The sequence below is a fragment of the Paenibacillus sp. FSL R5-0378 genome (assembly GCF_038009285.1).
In the GTDB taxonomy this organism is placed as follows: Bacteria; Bacillota; Bacilli; order Paenibacillales; family Paenibacillaceae; genus Paenibacillus_AQ; species Paenibacillus_AQ favisporus.
The window spans coordinates 3,447,081-3,463,063 of the sequence record NZ_JBBPAY010000001.1 but is presented as its reverse complement, the minus strand read 5'-3'; the positions used below and the strand labels follow the sequence as shown (position 1 = coordinate 3,463,063).

The following is a 15,983-nucleotide window of genomic DNA, read 5'->3' as shown; positions in this document are numbered from 1 at the left end:
TCCGGGGCCGTCAGCCCCGGAGTTATTATATCATGTTGTCCGGGCATCATCGGGAAATCTGTAAACCATGCCGATAAAGAGCACGTTCCGCCCCCCCACCATCGAGGAGAACTCGCAGGTCTCCCTGAATCCTGCCCTGCTGTATACCTTTGCAGCACGCTGATTGAATTTGGCCACCGCTAGGCGGATTCCCTTCCCGGGAAACTTATCGGAAACATAAGCCATGCCTGCTTTTACAAAATCCAGGCCTGCACCCTGCCCCGTCAGCTCGGGATTCATGCCCAATCCGTAATCAACGCAGGTATCATCTTCGTATAGACCGGCCCCATAACCTCCGGCAACACGGGCTGAATTGCCCGTGCAGTAAAAACCGACCAAATTTCCGGCGGAGTCCGACGCTGCTGCATAATCCCCGTTCATCAGCTCCAATATATCTTCTTCATCTGCTGCCATACTATAGAAGTCATACGGAGCCGGATAGCGCCATGTCGATATCCGGGCGGCAGCTTCCCGGGTCATCGGTTGAATCTGTATTTCCATGCCTAATGGTTACCTTCCTTCAAGTTTTACTGCTCACCAAGTCCACGGCCGATAAAATTGGCCGAAACCCTTGGCACATGAAGCTCTTTGGCCCAAACGGACAGCTGGCCCATATGATGAATTTCATGGGCGATGACGTGCTTTGCGACCTCTCCGTAACGCAAGGGTTCGGCATGCCAGGCGGCCTTGACGATTTCCCCGTCCCGCTCAGGACTCCGGCTCAGAATCAGCGGACGAAGCTCTGTCACGTAGCTGTCGGACAAGGCTCTGACTTTGCTCAGGGTCGCGAAATCCTCGAATTTTGGTTCTGCAGCCTCCTTGCCTTCGGCAGCCAGCATCCAACTGTACTCGACGTCAGCGATGTGGAACAAGGTTTTCAGGATGGAGCCAACTCCGCCCGTTCGCTCCTTCAGTAATTCTTCATGACTCAACTGTGCGCAGACATCAAACCATTCATCGCGTACCTGCCAATTATATAGAAAAAGGGATTTCATCATTTCCTCCTGGCGCAGTGTTCCTGCGCTCATTGTTCATGTTATGAACCCGACGCTTGCCCCGACCGGGCGGGCTCCCGGGAAAATTGTTCGGCAGTTTCAATTTCCTTGAATTATTTTTTTCTGCGGTACGGTCTTCAAGGGCTCGGCAATCATCCAGACATGGCCGAACGGATCCTTGATCTTCCCAACCAAGTCCCCGTGAGGCTGTGCGGCAACCTCCCTAAGCATGGCCGCTCCAGCCGCAAGGGCGTTGTTCACTGTTTCCAATGCATCCTCAACGGTGATATACAAAATCACCGGCGTTCCACCGAGCGTTTCCGCTGCGGTATTATGCTCGGGAAATTCGTCCGCGACCATGAACCGCGCATCACCGACCCGGATTTCAGCATGCGATGTTTTCCCGTCTTCCGTAACCATCCGGTTCGCTTCCGTCGCGCCAAACACCGATTGGTAAAAAGAAATGGCAGCGGCAGCATCATGAACGGCCAACATCGGAATGATACTCAAAGCCAGCCCCCCTATTAAAGATCATATCCGTTCTATTAATATAATCGCTTTTCGTAGCTTTCCGCCAGCGACCGTGCGACCTGCTCCTCCGTAACCTTTAATCCGCGCACATGATCCGCGATGATGGCGGCAGGATTTGGCAGGTTCTCCCGCTTCGGCCATTGTTCCGGATCCCACAGCTTGGAGCGCTTGAAGGCTTTGGCGCAGTGAATATAGCACTCCTCGACCTCCACGCCGATGCCTATTTGCGGGATTTTCCCCTGGGCGGACAGTTTCTCCATCAGCTCAGGATCCGCAGTAATGCAGGCCTTTCCGTTAATCCGGAGCGTCTCCTCCAGCCCTGGAATGATAAAGATCAGCCCGGCACTCGGGTTCTGCAAAATATTTAGCAGCGAATCATACCTCCGGTTACCTGGTCTTTCCGGAATGACCAGCCGCGTATCATCCAATATGTATACAAAGCCCGGTGCATCGCCGCGGGGTGATACGTCGCAGCTGCCCTCCGCGTCACTCGTGGACAGGAACAGCAGCGGAGACTTGGAAATAAATTCGCGGCAGTGGGAATCCAAACGCGTGATAACCTTGTTCCTGACCAGTTCGCTGGGAGGACTGCTCAGTAATCGAAGCTCCTCCTCCGATTGAATAATTGCCTTAAAAGGACTTGCCGTCATCGCTCATCCCCCTGTTTCTCATTCATTTTGTATATAATGTAATCCAGCTTCTCCTCAACTCTCCTCAAGGCGGCATCGGAATTTCTGACATGCCTGCTGCCGTTGGATACGTATTTGAACAAGCCGAAGAAAAACAAAAGGATCAAGCCGATCACGACAAGCGAAAATACAAGGCTGAACACGTTAACCGACACTTCCAACGCACCTCCATGAACCTATTATAATCGTTTTGGACAGGGAAGACAGCCGGACGGGCGCTAATCACTTCGGCTTTTCGGATCAAGCTTGTGATTTTGCCCCTTGCCCATGATATCATATCAAGTAGTACACCATTTACATAAAGGGAGATGAAGGATGTTGAAACAGGAACTCACGGAACGGTTAATCTCTTACGCCAGGGTGGAGACCCAATCGAATGAAGAAAGCAGCACCACGCCTTCGACTCCGGGACAGCTCACCCTTGCGCGCATGCTGGTGGAAGAGCTGAATTCCATCGGCATGAAGGACGTCACGATGGATGAGAACGGCTATGTCATGGCCACGCTTCCTTCCAATACGGACAAGGATGGCGTGCCGACGATCGGCTTCCTCGCCCATGTGGATACCGCAACGGATTTTACCGGCAAAGGCGTCAATCCGCAAATCGTCGACAACTATGACGGAGGCGATATCGTTCTGAACGCGGGACTAGGCGTCGTCCTTTCCCCAAAGCTGTTTCCTGAGCTGCCTCAGTACAAAGGGCACACGCTGATCACGACGGACGGAACGACCCTGCTTGGCGCAGATAACAAAGCCGGCATAGCCGAAATCATGACTGCGATGGCTTACCTGATCGGCCATCCGGAAATCAAGCACGGGACGGTCAGAGTCGCGTTTACCCCCGACGAGGAAATCGGCCGCGGCCCCGAGAAATTCGATGTTGCGGCTTTCAACGCCGATTTTGCCTACACCGTGGACGGCGGTCCTCTTGGCGAGCTGGAATACGAGAGCTTTAACGCAGCCAAGGCAAGCATCACGATCCAAGGCACCAACGTTCATCCGGGCACGGCGAAGAACAAGATGGTAAACTCGATCAAAATCGCCATGGAGCTGAATTCCATGCTTCCACCGGAGCAGGCGCCCGAGCATACGGAAGGCTATGAAGGATTCTATCATCTGCTCTCGCAGAACGGAGATACCGAACGCACAAAAATGGAGTACATCATCCGCGATTTTGACCGGACGGAATTTGCCGCCAAGAAAGAGCATCTGACCCAGGTCGTGAAGCAGCTTCAGGCAAAATACGGCGAGGAGCGCGTCATCCTGGAAATGCGCGATCAGTACTACAACATGAGGGAAAAAATCGAGCCGGTAAAAGAGATCGTCGACGTAGCCTACGAAGCGATGGAAAGCCTGGGCATCAAGCCGATTGTCAAGCCGATCCGCGGCGGAACGGACGGTTCCCAGCTCTCCTATATGGGGCTGCCGACGCCGAATATTTTTACGGGCGGTGAAAACTTCCACGGCAAGTTCGAATACATTTCCGTCGACAATATGCTGAAGTCGGTACAGGTTATCATCGAAATTCTGAAGCGCTTTGAAGCAAGAGGCGTATGAGCATCGTTCCGGAGGGAAACAACCAGCGCAATATCGAACGTTTTTCCGGATACGGGGATACCTACGACCGCTACCGGCCCGCAGCGCCTCCCCTGGTGACGTCCCTCCTGACTGGGTACCTTCAGCGCAAGCCGGAACTGGTGCTCGATCTGGGCTGCGGCACCGGGCTGTCCACGCTTGTCTGGAAAAAGCACGCGGACCAGGTTATCGGCATCGAGCCGAATGACGACATGCGCAGCGTCGCGGAGTCCAAGCTGGAGCAGATGACGGATGCAGCCCACATCCGCTTTATGGCAGGCTACTCCAACCAGCTTGCCGTCGGCAGCGAAACCGCCGACATTATTACGTGCTCGCAGTCTTTTCACTGGATGGAGCCGGCAAGCACGCTGCTGGAGGCTGCCCGGGTGCTGAAGCCCGGCGGCATCTTCGCCGTCTACGATTGCGACTGGCCGCCGACGCTGTATTGGCAGGTGGAGCAAGCCTACGAAGAAGTGATCAACCGGGCCGACGGCATCATCCGCGAACAGCTCAGCCAAGAGAAGCAGGCTGTCAAAAGGGATAAGGAAAAGCATCTCGCGGCCATTAAGGACAGCGGCCATTTCAGGTTCGCCAAGGAAATTGTGTTCCATCATGCGGAGGATTGCGATGCTGACAGGTATTTCGGCATCGCAATGAGCCAGGGCGGAGTTCAAACGGTCCTCCGGCTAAACCCGAAGGAGCTGGATGAAGACATTAAGCGTTTCAAACAAGTCGTCGATGACTTCTTCCAGGAAAGGACGCTGCAGGTTTTGTTCAGCTACAGGATGAGGCTCGGCGTAAGATAAACTTGAAAATGACAAAAAAATCAGGCCAAGCAGCCGGTTTTACTTTCCTCCTCAGATAAAGAGAAGTACATCGAACCGCTGACGCCTGATTTTTTTGCCTGCTTCTTCAGCCCTGATCCCCTTAAAAGTAATTCTTCATCGCTAAATATCCCCCACTTGATTCACTTTAGCAATTGACAAGTAGACACTGACCAAGCCAATCAGGCCCAGCACTGCGTATAACATGTTCGTGTTCAAAGGAATATGAAGCAGTCCTGCGAAATTCGGGAACTGCATGAGAAAAACGGAGCAAATCACGGTCGGAATGACCGCCCTCTTCCAGATCCCGAACAAAAACAGCGGAACAAAGCTGATCACCGAGACAACCGCGGAATGAACGATCGACTTGACCGTAAACGAAATGATGTCCGCGAGGGTTGGCAGTCCGTGAATGACGTCGATGAACAAATCGAACACATAGGTGGTAATTCCGGATAGAACAAAAGATATAAGCGTACACAGGAAAACCGCCAGGAAGATAAACCAAACTTTGGCCATAACCAGTTTTTTGCGGCTAATGGGATATCCGAATGAAAGGGACATCGTTTTATTCTTATATTCCTCGATAAATACGTGATTAATCATGGAGGCGCCGAACAGAACAAACCCCATTTGGATCGCCGACATCAGCTCCATCGCGCTTGAATAACTCTCCTCAAAATCCGTGAACGCTAAATCAGCCATGACCACTTTTAAAAAGAAAACGGGAAGAAACATAAGGATCACCCAATAGATCATCACTTCACCGATAACCTTTTTCTGCTCTAATTTTCTCCACTCGAGCTCAATCAGTTTAGTCAAACTTATCGCCCCCCTGGATTTGGTGGTAAAAATAGTCTTCCAGCGTACTCGTATGCTTCTGAATTTCCTCAATTTCAATATCGTTCGATATCAATGTTTTCGAAATATCGCTTGTGGATCGGGCCGTGTCGTATACACGAATCCTTGTATCCTTCACAATTTTGATGTTGGAAATTCGGAGCTTATGTTCAAGCAAATAGACCGTTTTCTGCACATTCGAAGTGACCAGTTCGATATAATCGGTCCGCAACTTCTGAATGTCGGCCAGTGCGACTTCATTCACCAGTTTCCCGTGCTGAATCATCCCGATTCGGTCAGCCATCTGCTCGATTTCACCCAGGATGTGACTAGACAGGAGAAACGTTATGCCATATTCCTTGTTTAACATCCGGATTAATTCCCGCATATCTTTAATCCCGATGGGATCCAGCCCATTGGTGGGTTCATCCAGGACAATCAGCTCAGGCTTCGTAATCATGGCACGGACGATTCCCAGACGCTGTTTCATGCCAAGCGAGAAGTCCTTCACTTTCTTGTCATCAATCCCATGCAAATTGACCATATCCAGCGCTTGGGTGATGGCCTTTCCGTCATAAAAGCCCAGATATTCACAGTGAATCCGCAAGTTCTCCATGGCTGTTAGATGTTCGAAAAATATCGGATATTCAATGATGCTCCCGACTCGCTTTAACCCGTCTTTTGCAGATTCCGTAAACATCTTGCCAAATAGCATGATTTCTCCCGATGTGGGGATGATGAGTCCCGTGAGCATTTTCATGATCGTCGTTTTACCGGCACCGTTCGGTCCAAGCAAGCCGTAAGTTTCTCCTCTTTTTACCGTGAGATTAACATTCGAAGTAATCGTTTTTCCTTTTACCGTTTTGGTAAGCTCATAGGTTCGAATGACGTCGCTCATTTGAGTTATGATCCTCCCGTCTATATTCATCCTTTGAATTACTTCTATCGTAAAGCAAGGAATGGATCATTTTTCTTACTCAATCCTTACAAGTTTCTTAAGTTCGTAAAAAGAGGCGTTCAGACAGAACACCTCTTGTGGGAGATCTAATGTGGCACCTGTTTAAAAATGCATGTAAACGTCGTTTTCTCAAACGGTGTGCTCGTAAGCCGAATCGATCCTTTCATCGCCTCCGTTAAACGTTTCGAAATACTAAGGCCTAGTCCGCTACCCTGAAATTGCGGGTTTCGGGCGTCATCTAATGTGTAAAGTCTTTCAAACACGCGGTCCTGGTGGACTTCTGTAATGCCTTTTCCGCGATCCCAGACGTCGACAGCAACCGATTCGCCTTCTTCCCGAAGCGTTAAACCAAACACGCCTCCGTCGCTTCCATACCGGATTGAATTTGATATTAAATTGTTTAATATTCGTTGCAGCGCATGCTCATTACCGAGTATGTAAAGGGGACGCTCCGGAATTTCAAGCTCCACCCGAAGACCTCGGGATGTCAGAAGCTCATAAAATTCAAGCACGCTTTGGCGGCAAATCTCATTGAGGGAAATTTTGCTGAGCGGGATTTCGTAGTCTTCCGACTCGATTTTAACGAGATCAAAAAACTGGTTAAGCAATGCGACCAGACTGTTCACTTTATCGTTTAGCCGCAGAATTACCTGCTTTCTTTCTTCTTCGGAAATCGATTCTTCCTGGTTCAGCTTTTCGGCATATCCCAGAATGACCGTCAGGGGCGTTTTCAAATCGTGGGACATGTTGGATATCATTTTCTTCAGACTATCCTTGGTTCTGGCATAATCCGCAATCACTCTTTGGTTGTAATCCAGCAGACGGTTGATTTGGATCAGCAACTGCTGCACGGCTTGCTGGTCGGTTTGGAAAAGCACCTTCTCGGCGGTTTGATGTTCGATGATCTCCATGATTTTATTCGATATTTCCTGTACATTCCGATTCCATGTTCTGCGGGAAACAAACTGCCAAATATTCATGAGGAGCAAAACAGCAATGGCCGCGCTTAGAAAAATAACCATGGCTACCCTCCCAATTTATATCCGATGCCCCAAACGGTACGAATAAACTGAGGATTGGAAGGATCTTCCTCGATTTTTTCTCGAAGCCTGCGGATATGAACGTTAATCACGTTTTCATTCCCATAATAATCGTCTTGCCAGACGAATTGATAGATTTGCTCCTTGGTGAACACCCTGCTCTGATAAGTTAAGAATAATTTCAGAATATGAAACTCCTTGGAGGTGAGCGTAACACTCTGACCTCGGACCTGCACAGAAAACGTGCGTAAATCAAGAGTGAGGTCCTTATAATGAATCCGATCCTCCGTCGGCTGATGATCCGTCCGGATATATTGTGTTGCCCTGCGTATGGCAGCTTGCACTCTGGCGGTTAGCTCAATCATGGAGAACGGCTTGCTTAGATAATCATCTGCGCCAAAACCAAGTCCTAGAGCCTTGTCAAGGTCGCTGCCTTTTGCGGAAATAATAACGACGGGAACGACGCTTCTTTCCCTGATCTGCTTGAGCACATCCATGCCATTTACTTTAGGAAGCATTAAATCCAGCAAAACCAGATCAAACTCCTCCTTATCAATAAATGATTCCGCTTCTTCCCCATCCAGCGCGACAAACACTTCATAGTTTTCCTGCTTTAAATGACTCTCAATCAGCTGGCTGATTTCCTTATCGTCTTCGATTAGCAGAATGCGCTTTGGCACGCAGATCCCCCCGAGCTCCTCGTATTTTGACCGGTGAAATTTCCAACACCTACACTCTCCACTTCCGGATGAGCTGATTGGTCACTTCCGACAACAGCAGGCCAAGGGCGATCGCCCCCGAAATCATAAAGGCTTCGGCTCCCAGCTGGACGGCCTGGTCATACTGGTTCTCAACTGCGTTGCGCATCGCGTCATAAGCCGTTCCGCCGGGGACCAGCGGAATGATGCCCGATACGCTGAACACGATGATCGGCGTGCGGTACCTTTTGGCGAACAAATGGCTGATCATCGTGACGCAGTAACTGGCGACCACGGTGGCTGTAATCCGCAGCACGTGCATATCCTGAAGCCATATATACAGCAGCCAGCCGACCATCCCGGCAAATCCGCACTGCAGCAGCGCCTTTTTCGGGGTGTTGAAGAGCATGCCAAACGCAGCCGATGCGACGAAGCTCGTGACGAGTTGTTCAATGTACATACGGCATCCTCCTCATTGAAATGACAGCATAAATGCGATGCCCGCCCCGATCGCAAAAGAGGTGATGAACGCCTCGGCCCCCTTCGACAAGCCGGAAACCAGGTGGCCTGCCATCAAATCGCGGATCGCATTAGTAATCAGCAGCCCCGGTACGAGCGGCATGACCGAGCTGATGACGATAATGTCCAGGTCCTGCCCGAAGCCGAATTTGACGAACAGGATCGAGCAGAGGCCGATGGCCAGCGCTCCCGAAAACTCGGCGAAGAACTTGACCGGAATCATCCGCTGCAGCATCAGCGTGCAGTAATATCCGAGACCTCCGGCCACAGCCGCGGGCAGGAAATCGGGCCAGATGCCTCGGAACATGATCAGGAAACAGCCGCTGGCCAGCGCCGCCATCAGCAACCGCAGCCACAGCGGGTAAATATCGCCTGTCCGCTGGATGATTTCCAGCTCCCGGCGCGCTTCAGCGATGGTCAGCTCCCCTTTGCTGATGCGGCGGGATACGCTGTTCACGCGGTCGATTTTATGCAAATTCGTCGTCCGGTCCGAAATTCGGTTCAGCCTCGTGATCGGCTGCGGATCCTCCATAGAAAAAATGAGTCCCGTAGGGGTCATGTAGCTATGCGTTTTATCCACGCCAAAAGAAGCGGCAATCCGTACCATGGTATCTTCCACCCGGTACGTCTCCGCTCCGCTCTGCAGCATGATTTGCCCGGCCAGCAGGCATACCTTCATGATTTCGTGCTCCCTCTGCACCAAGTCTTCCAAAGCTCTTCCTCCCGTATGCGCATAACCCTATGTTAGTTACAGTATAATCGGTTTGCCGGACAAAAACACGGACAAGCGTCACTTCCTCATAATAGAGCGGAATCCTCCGGAGTAAGAAGTACCTTCGGTTATTGTGGCTTGACTCCGATATACAGCAGATGAGAGGAAGCACCTAGGATATATGGGTCTTCTGCAGCCTCCATGATACGGTTCAGAAACCGCTGATATTCCTCTGGACCGCGGCCCCGCCAGTATGCCCACTGTTCCTCGTTCATAGACTGCACCACGCTGCCGGATGCGATCAACTTCACGCTGTCGAAGCCGTGCTGCTCCATGAAGGGACGGATCTCATCAATCGGAAAATAATAAGCTCCCGTAAACCGGCCATCATCGCTGTGGTTGAATACACCCGTTCTCATAAACTCATCAATGCCGTCCATTGTATCATTCGGCTTCCAGAACTGCGGATGCAGCAGCGAATTTATTAAATGCCTCGTCCGGGACATAAAGGCGACAAATACATGTCCGCCGGGTTTGACCACCCGGAAGAGCTCCCGGGCCGCCTGCTTCCGGTCTTCCTCCTGCTGGAGATGGTACAGCGGCCCAAGCATCAAAACGGCGTCAAACCGCCCGTCTTCAAATCTTCCAAGATCTCTTGCATCGGCCACGTGTATCCCCTGGAACCGTTCCTCCAGCTTGCATTCCTTCACTTTGCCGGCCGCGAGGCCGACGAGGCGTGGAGACAAATCGGTCAAGGTCACGTCATAGCCTTCCTGCGCCAGCGCAACCGCATATTTGCCCGGCCCCGCTCCGTTGTCGAGGACATGTGTTCCCGGCTTCAAATACCGCTTAATGAAATGGAAGTTGACCATAAATTCGACCGGCTCCCGCTCCAGTCTCCCCCATTCATCAAACTGATTATAGTAATCGATTATGCTGCCCATCTTTCCGCTTCCTTTCCATAGACGGATTCCCGTCCTTCATATTTCAGAGCTTATCCCAAGCCAAACCGGTTTCCAGAACGGCCTGGCCGGCGATATCCAGCGTTTTTTCAGAGACAGGACTTCCACCCATTTTTATATAAAATTGACGCGCCGGATTATCCTTGAGCACCCACAAGTACATGGAACCGAAGCCGTTCTCCCGGAAGGCTTGGATCAGCGTGTTCACCAGCAATTTTCCATGTCCCTTTCCCTGATGTTCCTGAAGTAAATACAAGGCGTAGATTTCCGCATCATACCCGGCAACTTCCTCCCGGCATTTTCCCCCTTGTATAAACCCGAATACCCGTCCGGCTTCATCCTCGGAAACGAATGTCCACAAGTCCTTATCCTCCCGGCTTAGAAGCTGCTTCCACCGCTCCATCCGGCTCTCCACCGTCAGCTGATCCAGATAGGCGTCTGCAATCATGCCTCTGTAGGTCGTTTTCCAGCTTTCCACGTGGACCTTGGCCAGCACCGGGTAATCATCATAAGCAGCCTGTCTGATGCTCATACGGAAAATCTCCTTTCGCATAGTGCATATTCCAATGCATCCATTCGCACTAGTGTTGATCAGCCTCGAAAAAACTTGATCACCGTCTGAGTTGCCATTATAATAAAAAAACAAGAACAAATGTTCTTGTTCGAAATTCTTCGATCATCGCTATGTAACTACTTACCTGTAATAATGGAGGAGATAAAACCATGAATCCCTGCTGCCAAAGCGCGCTGCATCATATAAATGTGGCAATCCGTTCCATTCTCGAGATCATGGACGGTCTGGATGAATGCGATCTGCCGAAGCGGCCCACTCCCGGCAAATTTTCCGTAGGTGAGCTGCTGGAGCATCTCGCCATGCTGCCGCTCGCCGATTTGATCATTTCGGACGGTGCCTCACAGGAAGAGATGGCTGCATTTTACAGCAGGACATCGTATTCGACGAGCGAGCGCATCCGCCAAGCCTTTCAAGATAACTATGAATCCCTTGTACAAAAATACGGCTCGCTGACGGAAGCCCAGCTTCAGGAAGAGGTTTCCTCCTACTGGGGGGCATCATATACTCGGTTCGGCTGGCTGCTGGAAATTTTGGCGCATTTATACCATCACCGGGGTCAGCTTCATTCCATGCTCGTGCATGATTTGGGACATGACCCGCGCGTTTCTTTATTTGAGTAATACATCACTTTTCATTCGGCTGCCGCGTTGGAACATGGGCTACTCCCGTTACGTTCTAGGAGTATCCCTTCAGGATGTGCCCGGTAAGGTTACTTTCTCAAAATGTTCAACGACCGGGAAAGGGTCGTAATAGTGATGCAGCAGCCCTTTCCACCGAGCATAAGATTCGGACTGCCTGAATCCTTCCGTATGGTCCTCAAGGGTTTCCCACTTCACGAGGAGGAGATATTTGTTTGGAACCTCCATACAGCGCTGAAGCTCATGTCCGATGTACCCTTTCATGGAAGATATAATGCCCGAAGCCTCCCGGAAGGCTTGCTCAAATGCTTCGCCCTGCCCCGGCTTCACCTGCAGCATCGCGGCTTCCAAAATCATATCATTTCCTCCTGACTCTCTGCCAACTTTATCACGCGTCCTGAGCCGCGCCTATACTTCGAGGTCAAGCACAAGCTCCCCATTTATGAATTGACCGGTCTCTTTAAAACCCAGCCCTTTGTACAGCCGGTTTGCGGCTGTATTGTCGGGAACATGCGAGATTCTGATAACAGAACAGGCCGGATGCTCTTTTTGCTTGCGAAGGACGGCGGATAATCCCGCTTTGCCGTAACCTCTGCCTTGATAATTCCGGTCGATCATGAACCTGACGATCCAGAAGCAGCCGTCTTCCGGATACGGCTCCTCATCGAACAGCGCAAATCCTACCATGAAATCACCTGCATAAATCGCGTAGGGATAGCAGGTTTTCTCCTCGGCCGCCTTTTGCAATGAATTTAGATTTGAAGCCACAAAACTCAACTGGTCATCCCTGGGACGAAGCTCGATGCACTGCTGGCGGATATCGTCGGTAACAGGTTTTAAATATACAGGATCCATACAGACACCTCCTGTCTACAGCTTCTTGACGGATTCCGCCATCGTGATCTGTTTTTCCTGATCCCACACATCATGGATTTCAAAGGTTCCCTCCTCGAAGAAGAGCGGAAATCTCTTGCGGAACCATGGCTGCATTGGCAGCTCCAGCGCATCTTCGATCGTTACCCAACGGAGCTCGCCTTCCGGCGGATCGGCGAGGAGTTCTCCCTCGTATCTTCTCTTCCTCATTTATTCCGGAATATAACATCCTGCGTGATTTCCGGGGCCATGTCGTAGGCTGCACCCAATCCTTTTTCCTCAATAGCTTGTCTCGATACCCGCTTTAGCGTAATCGACCCGGTAAACTCCGATCGGAACAAGGGCAGGCTGACCGCCACGCAGCCTTCGTCCACCCATCGGGCCTGCAAATGCTTGAGCCCGGCGATCTCCGTCTCGATCCCTTCACGGTACCATGGATGCTCCTCATCTTCGGACACTCCTGGCTCATTGAGACATACGTACAGCGACAGGCTGTCGCACAGCTTCAGCAGGTTAAAATGGCGCTCCACCCGGCTGGCGTCCAATCCGCTGAGCTGACTTTGAATCCGTTCCTGCCGAAGGAGCTCTTCCTTGTAAAACCGGGCGGCTTCCGGTTCTTCCGCATAACGGATCTGCTGGAACGACGCATAATGCTTGCTGCAGAGCAGACCTGCATACGGATCCATCTCTTCCGCCTCATCCAGGCCGGCTCGGTACGAAGACAGCTTGGGCTTAAGCGGATAGTTGATAAAGGAAAACGGGCTGCTGCTTGCTGAATCCCATAGCGGATTCTCGTCCAAATATCTCCAGCCGCGATCATGCTGGGTAATGGCCAGCACCGCAGCTTCACGATCCGATCCTGTCGGCATCCACTCCGGCAATAAATGCTCTGCAATCTGTCCCGATAACTTGGCATGATCATGCTGGCGAATCAGAACGAAGCCTTCCGGTTGTTCTCTGACAATCATCACATTCACCCTCCATCGGTTGATGTTTTACCTAATATTAACTTTTTCCAACCCATTTTCCCAGCAAAAATTCACGTGTGGATCGACAACCTTCCCCGGCCTTGCACCACCAGCAGAAAAAAACCTCCAACCGGAACATTCCGGCTGGAGGCTCAATATCACATGGGGAAGGGGAAGAGCTGGTGCTGATGTTGGTATTGCCAATTAGAAATCAGAGGTAGCGATTTGAATCGTACCGAACACCGGACCGGCAGCTGAAGCCAGTAGTGCGGCGACAAGCAGACGTTCCACTGAGAGCGTCAAGCTGTTTGCCGCCGGGATCGTATAAGTGACAACAGGGGCGTTGACGCGGGTGATGACAAGGTCAACCGGAAAAGCCGACGTGTTGTTCACCGTGACCGCAGCATTGATTCCGCCGGCAAGATTCTCATAGAACGACTTGCCGACACCAGCGGCTAGCGAGTAGAACTGCTCTGGTAACAAAATAGCCATGTGACATGACCTCCTTTACCATTTGATAGATTATCCTATGCCTGAAATCTATCAATGCAACGTTACTTGCCGCTAGATTGAAACACATTTTAATAGACGCCCCAGCCCTGCAGTGACGATTCTGACCGCTTTCTGCAGCTCTATTCTTTATATCAAATCCAGACGGAGCCGGACCATATCCTGCACTTGGATTCCGTCTTCATAGAATACTTCCTCATAGTGTCGGATAAAAAAGCCCGGGTCCACGCCCACGATCCGGAAACCGCAGCGTTGATAGAGTTTCAATTGAGGAAAGCTGGAGTTGGCTGTGCCGATTTCCACCGCATGCGCTCCCTGCCTCCTGGCTTCTTCGACGGCGTTTTCGATCAGCATTTTGCCGATCCCTTTGCCCTGCAGATCTTCCCGTACCGCAATATTGACGATCTCAACCGTTTTCGGATGCGTATCGATCAGTACATACTCTCCCGCTAATTCGCCGTTGAGGTAAGCTCCATACCCCCTGCCCCTTGCGACGTAATCCTCAACCATCTCTTTGGATGGATCAGCAAGCAACAGCAGGTCATAGGGGATATCCTCGCCGATTCCCCACGGTTGAATGGTTATTTCCATCTTGCAAATCACCTCTTTCGTTCTCATGAGCCAAGCTTCTGATTTGGCATATGCCATATGTAAAGTTTTCCTTTCCACCCTGGGGGCCGCTTGCTACAATAGAGAAGCTAATGCATCAGGACGGAGGATTAATCAAACCATGCGGTTACTGCATCAGGTCTCGTCAGAATGGAATCGCCTCAACCGGAATATCCGGCTCTTTTTTCTTGCCAATTTACTGTATCAGATCGGGACAGGCATGTTCTCGGTGCTTTACAATCTTTACGTGCAAACGCTGGGTTACCCCGATACGATGAACGGCACCTTGGTGAGCGTTCAGTCGTTTGCAACGGCGCTTATTTTCATACCGATCGGACTGCTGGGGGACCGTACCAGCCATAAGCTGCTCTTAATGACCGGCGCATTGTTTACAGGTCTGAGCTTCATGGGCAGGTCGCTGGCCAGCGGTGAATCCGCCCTGATCGTCCTGTCCGCTGCAGCTGGCCTTTTTGCGGCCTTCTTCCAGGTGATCGCCGTCCCGTTTCTGGCCGGGAATTCGGACAAGAAGCAGCGGCTGAAGCTGTTCAGCTACCACTTCTCCCTCGTGCTGGCCGCCCAGGTCATCGGCAGCAGCGGCGGCGGTTACCTGGCCGATATGCTCCAGTCCGCCGGCTGGAGCAAAATCCAGAGCCTGCAGGCTGTGCTGTTCACCGGAGGAGCGGCGAGCGTGCTTGCCTTTGTGCCCTTGCTGCTAGTCCGGCAGAAGCCGGCTGTTCAAAAAGACGTTTCGGCCGCTCCCCCGGGGCCTGCCCTGTCCCATCCGCTTCCATCTTCAGCGCGGGAGGACTGGAGCGCCATCGCCAAATTTACGCTGGCCCAGCTGATTGTCGGCCTTGGCTCGGGACTGGTCGTGCCTTATCTCAATCTGTACTTTACAAACCGCTTTGCCGTATCCCTTACGGCCGTCGGCATCCTGATTTCACTCGGCCAGATCATGACGATCGTGTCGATGCTGATCGGCCCGTCGCTGGCAAGCCGCGTCGGACCGGTCAAGGCCGTGGTGCTGTTTCAGATGATGTCCCTGCCTTTTTTGCTGCTGACCGGTTTCACCAACCTGTTCGCAGTCGCTTGCTTCAGCTTCCTCTTCAGGCAGGCACTGATGAATGCGGCCAATCCCATCCAGTCCTCGATCACGGTTGACCGGGTATCCGATGCCCGCAGAGGGATCGCCAACTCGATGACGCAGACCGCATTCATGCTCGGCTGGGCTACAATGGGACCTGTCCAATCCCATTTGCTTACCGCATATGGGACGTACTGGGGCTATGCGCTGACTTTCAGCATGACCGGAATCCTATACATCAGCGCATCGGCCATCTATTACTTTATGTTTAACGAGCGTAAGCAGAAATCCGCTTCTCCGCAGGCGGCTAACCAGAACGCTCCGGCCTGAATGCCAATCCAACGA

23 protein-coding genes are annotated in these 15,983 nt (G+C 51.6%); 4 read left to right on the top strand and 19 right to left on the bottom strand.

Annotated features, from left to right (window positions below; genetic code table 11):
* Positions 1-30 precede the first annotated feature (30 nt).
* The 5 genes from MKY74_RS16285 to MKY74_RS16265 form a co-directional block, all read right to left on the bottom strand.
* On the bottom strand, positions 31-540 hold the full coding sequence (locus MKY74_RS16285) for a GNAT family N-acetyltransferase (RefSeq protein WP_076167771.1): 510 nt from the start codon (positions 538-540) through the stop codon (positions 31-33).
* Positions 541-566: 26 nt separating this feature from the next.
* The gene (locus MKY74_RS16280; protein WP_076167774.1) at positions 567-1,034 is read right to left on the bottom strand and encodes a DinB family protein; all 468 of its coding nucleotides are present in this window, start codon (positions 1,032-1,034) and stop codon (positions 567-569) included.
* Positions 1,035-1,133: 99 nt separating this feature from the next.
* Positions 1,134-1,544, bottom strand: coding sequence for a VOC family protein (locus MKY74_RS16275; protein WP_084203757.1), 411 nt, complete (start codon positions 1,542-1,544; stop codon positions 1,134-1,136).
* Between the two features lie 35 nt (positions 1,545-1,579).
* Positions 1,580-2,215 (bottom strand): pyridoxamine 5'-phosphate oxidase family protein, encoded by a 636-nt coding sequence (locus MKY74_RS16270; RefSeq protein WP_076167779.1) that lies wholly within the window; start codon positions 2,213-2,215, stop codon positions 1,580-1,582.
* Entirely contained in the window at positions 2,212-2,409 is a 198-nt protein-coding gene (locus MKY74_RS16265; RefSeq protein WP_076167781.1) for a hypothetical protein, read from the bottom strand. The genes MKY74_RS16270 and MKY74_RS16265 overlap by 4 nt, the downstream gene beginning before the upstream one ends.
* Before the next feature lie 163 nt (positions 2,410-2,572).
* On the opposite strand from MKY74_RS16265, the gene pepT reads away from it, so the two are divergent.
* A complete protein-coding gene (gene pepT / locus MKY74_RS16260) occupies positions 2,573-3,811 on the top strand; it encodes a peptidase T (protein ID WP_076169509.1) in 1,239 nt (412 codons plus the stop codon).
* Positions 3,812-3,813: 2 nt separating this feature from the next.
* Positions 3,814-4,635 (top strand): class I SAM-dependent methyltransferase, encoded by an 822-nt coding sequence (locus MKY74_RS16255; protein ID WP_076169511.1) that lies wholly within the window; start codon positions 3,814-3,816, stop codon positions 4,633-4,635.
* A 141-nt stretch (positions 4,636-4,776) separates the two neighbouring features.
* Here MKY74_RS16255 and MKY74_RS16250 read toward each other — a convergent pair whose 3' ends face one another.
* The 8 genes from MKY74_RS16250 to MKY74_RS16215 form a co-directional block, all read right to left on the bottom strand.
* Positions 4,777-5,475 carry an ABC transporter permease gene (locus tag MKY74_RS16250; RefSeq protein WP_076167783.1) on the bottom strand — a complete coding sequence of 233 codons (699 nt, stop codon included), beginning with the start codon at positions 5,473-5,475 and terminating at the stop codon, positions 4,777-4,779.
* On the bottom strand, positions 5,468-6,391 hold the full coding sequence (locus MKY74_RS16245) for an ABC transporter ATP-binding protein (protein WP_076167786.1): 924 nt from the start codon (positions 6,389-6,391) through the stop codon (positions 5,468-5,470). Before MKY74_RS16245 ends, MKY74_RS16250 begins: the two co-directional genes overlap by 8 nt.
* Before the next feature lie 146 nt (positions 6,392-6,537).
* Positions 6,538-7,473, bottom strand: coding sequence for a sensor histidine kinase (locus tag MKY74_RS16240; protein WP_076167789.1), 936 nt, complete (start codon positions 7,471-7,473; stop codon positions 6,538-6,540).
* Between the two features lie 2 nt (positions 7,474-7,475).
* Entirely contained in the window at positions 7,476-8,171 is a 696-nt protein-coding gene (locus tag MKY74_RS16235) for a response regulator transcription factor (RefSeq protein WP_076167791.1), read from the bottom strand.
* 49 nt (positions 8,172-8,220) lie between these two features.
* The gene (locus MKY74_RS16230; RefSeq protein WP_076167793.1) at positions 8,221-8,649 is read right to left on the bottom strand and encodes a threonine/serine exporter family protein; all 429 of its coding nucleotides are present in this window, start codon (positions 8,647-8,649) and stop codon (positions 8,221-8,223) included.
* 12 nt (positions 8,650-8,661) lie between these two features.
* Positions 8,662-9,420 (bottom strand): threonine/serine exporter family protein, encoded by a 759-nt coding sequence (locus tag MKY74_RS16225; protein ID WP_076167797.1) that lies wholly within the window; start codon positions 9,418-9,420, stop codon positions 8,662-8,664.
* Between the two features lie 128 nt (positions 9,421-9,548).
* Positions 9,549-10,364, bottom strand: a complete 816-nt coding sequence (locus tag MKY74_RS16220) for a class I SAM-dependent methyltransferase (RefSeq protein ID WP_076167799.1) — start codon at positions 10,362-10,364, stop codon at positions 9,549-9,551.
* A gap of 43 nt (positions 10,365-10,407) precedes the next feature.
* Entirely contained in the window at positions 10,408-10,914 is a 507-nt protein-coding gene (locus MKY74_RS16215) for a GNAT family N-acetyltransferase (protein WP_076167801.1), read from the bottom strand.
* A 191-nt stretch (positions 10,915-11,105) separates the two neighbouring features.
* Here MKY74_RS16215 and MKY74_RS16210 point away from each other — a divergent pair, with 191 nt between their 5' ends.
* Positions 11,106-11,576: a DinB family protein gene (locus MKY74_RS16210; protein ID WP_076167803.1), complete on the top strand. Its 471-nt coding sequence runs from the start codon at positions 11,106-11,108 to the stop codon at positions 11,574-11,576.
* 69 nt (positions 11,577-11,645) lie between these two features.
* Here the strand turns inward: MKY74_RS16210 and MKY74_RS16205 are convergent, their stop codons facing one another.
* The 6 genes from MKY74_RS16205 to MKY74_RS16180 form a co-directional block, all read right to left on the bottom strand.
* Positions 11,646-11,951 carry an antibiotic biosynthesis monooxygenase family protein gene (locus MKY74_RS16205; RefSeq protein WP_076167805.1) on the bottom strand — a complete coding sequence of 102 codons (306 nt, stop codon included), beginning with the start codon at positions 11,949-11,951 and terminating at the stop codon, positions 11,646-11,648.
* Positions 11,952-12,002: 51 nt separating this feature from the next.
* Positions 12,003-12,449: a GNAT family N-acetyltransferase gene (locus MKY74_RS16200; protein WP_076167807.1), complete on the bottom strand. Its 447-nt coding sequence runs from the start codon at positions 12,447-12,449 to the stop codon at positions 12,003-12,005.
* Between the two features lie 15 nt (positions 12,450-12,464).
* Positions 12,465-12,677: a hypothetical protein gene (locus MKY74_RS16195; RefSeq protein WP_432206594.1), complete on the bottom strand. Its 213-nt coding sequence runs from the start codon at positions 12,675-12,677 to the stop codon at positions 12,465-12,467.
* Positions 12,674-13,435 (bottom strand): DUF3891 family protein, encoded by a 762-nt coding sequence (locus MKY74_RS16190; protein WP_076167810.1) that lies wholly within the window; start codon positions 13,433-13,435, stop codon positions 12,674-12,676. Before MKY74_RS16190 ends, MKY74_RS16195 begins: the two co-directional genes overlap by 4 nt.
* Before the next feature lie 204 nt (positions 13,436-13,639).
* A complete protein-coding gene (locus tag MKY74_RS16185; protein WP_076167812.1) occupies positions 13,640-13,927 on the bottom strand; it encodes a hypothetical protein in 288 nt (95 codons plus the stop codon).
* 147 nt (positions 13,928-14,074) lie between these two features.
* Complete coding sequence (locus tag MKY74_RS16180; RefSeq protein WP_076167814.1) at positions 14,075-14,536, bottom strand: GNAT family N-acetyltransferase; 462 nt, start codon at positions 14,534-14,536, stop codon at positions 14,075-14,077.
* Here MKY74_RS16180 and MKY74_RS16175 point away from each other — a divergent pair.
* Positions 14,523-15,968 (top strand): MFS transporter, encoded by a 1,446-nt coding sequence (locus MKY74_RS16175; RefSeq protein ID WP_341012501.1) that lies wholly within the window; start codon positions 14,523-14,525, stop codon positions 15,966-15,968. The genes MKY74_RS16180 and MKY74_RS16175 overlap by 14 nt on opposite strands.
* Positions 15,969-15,983 lie beyond the last annotated feature (15 nt).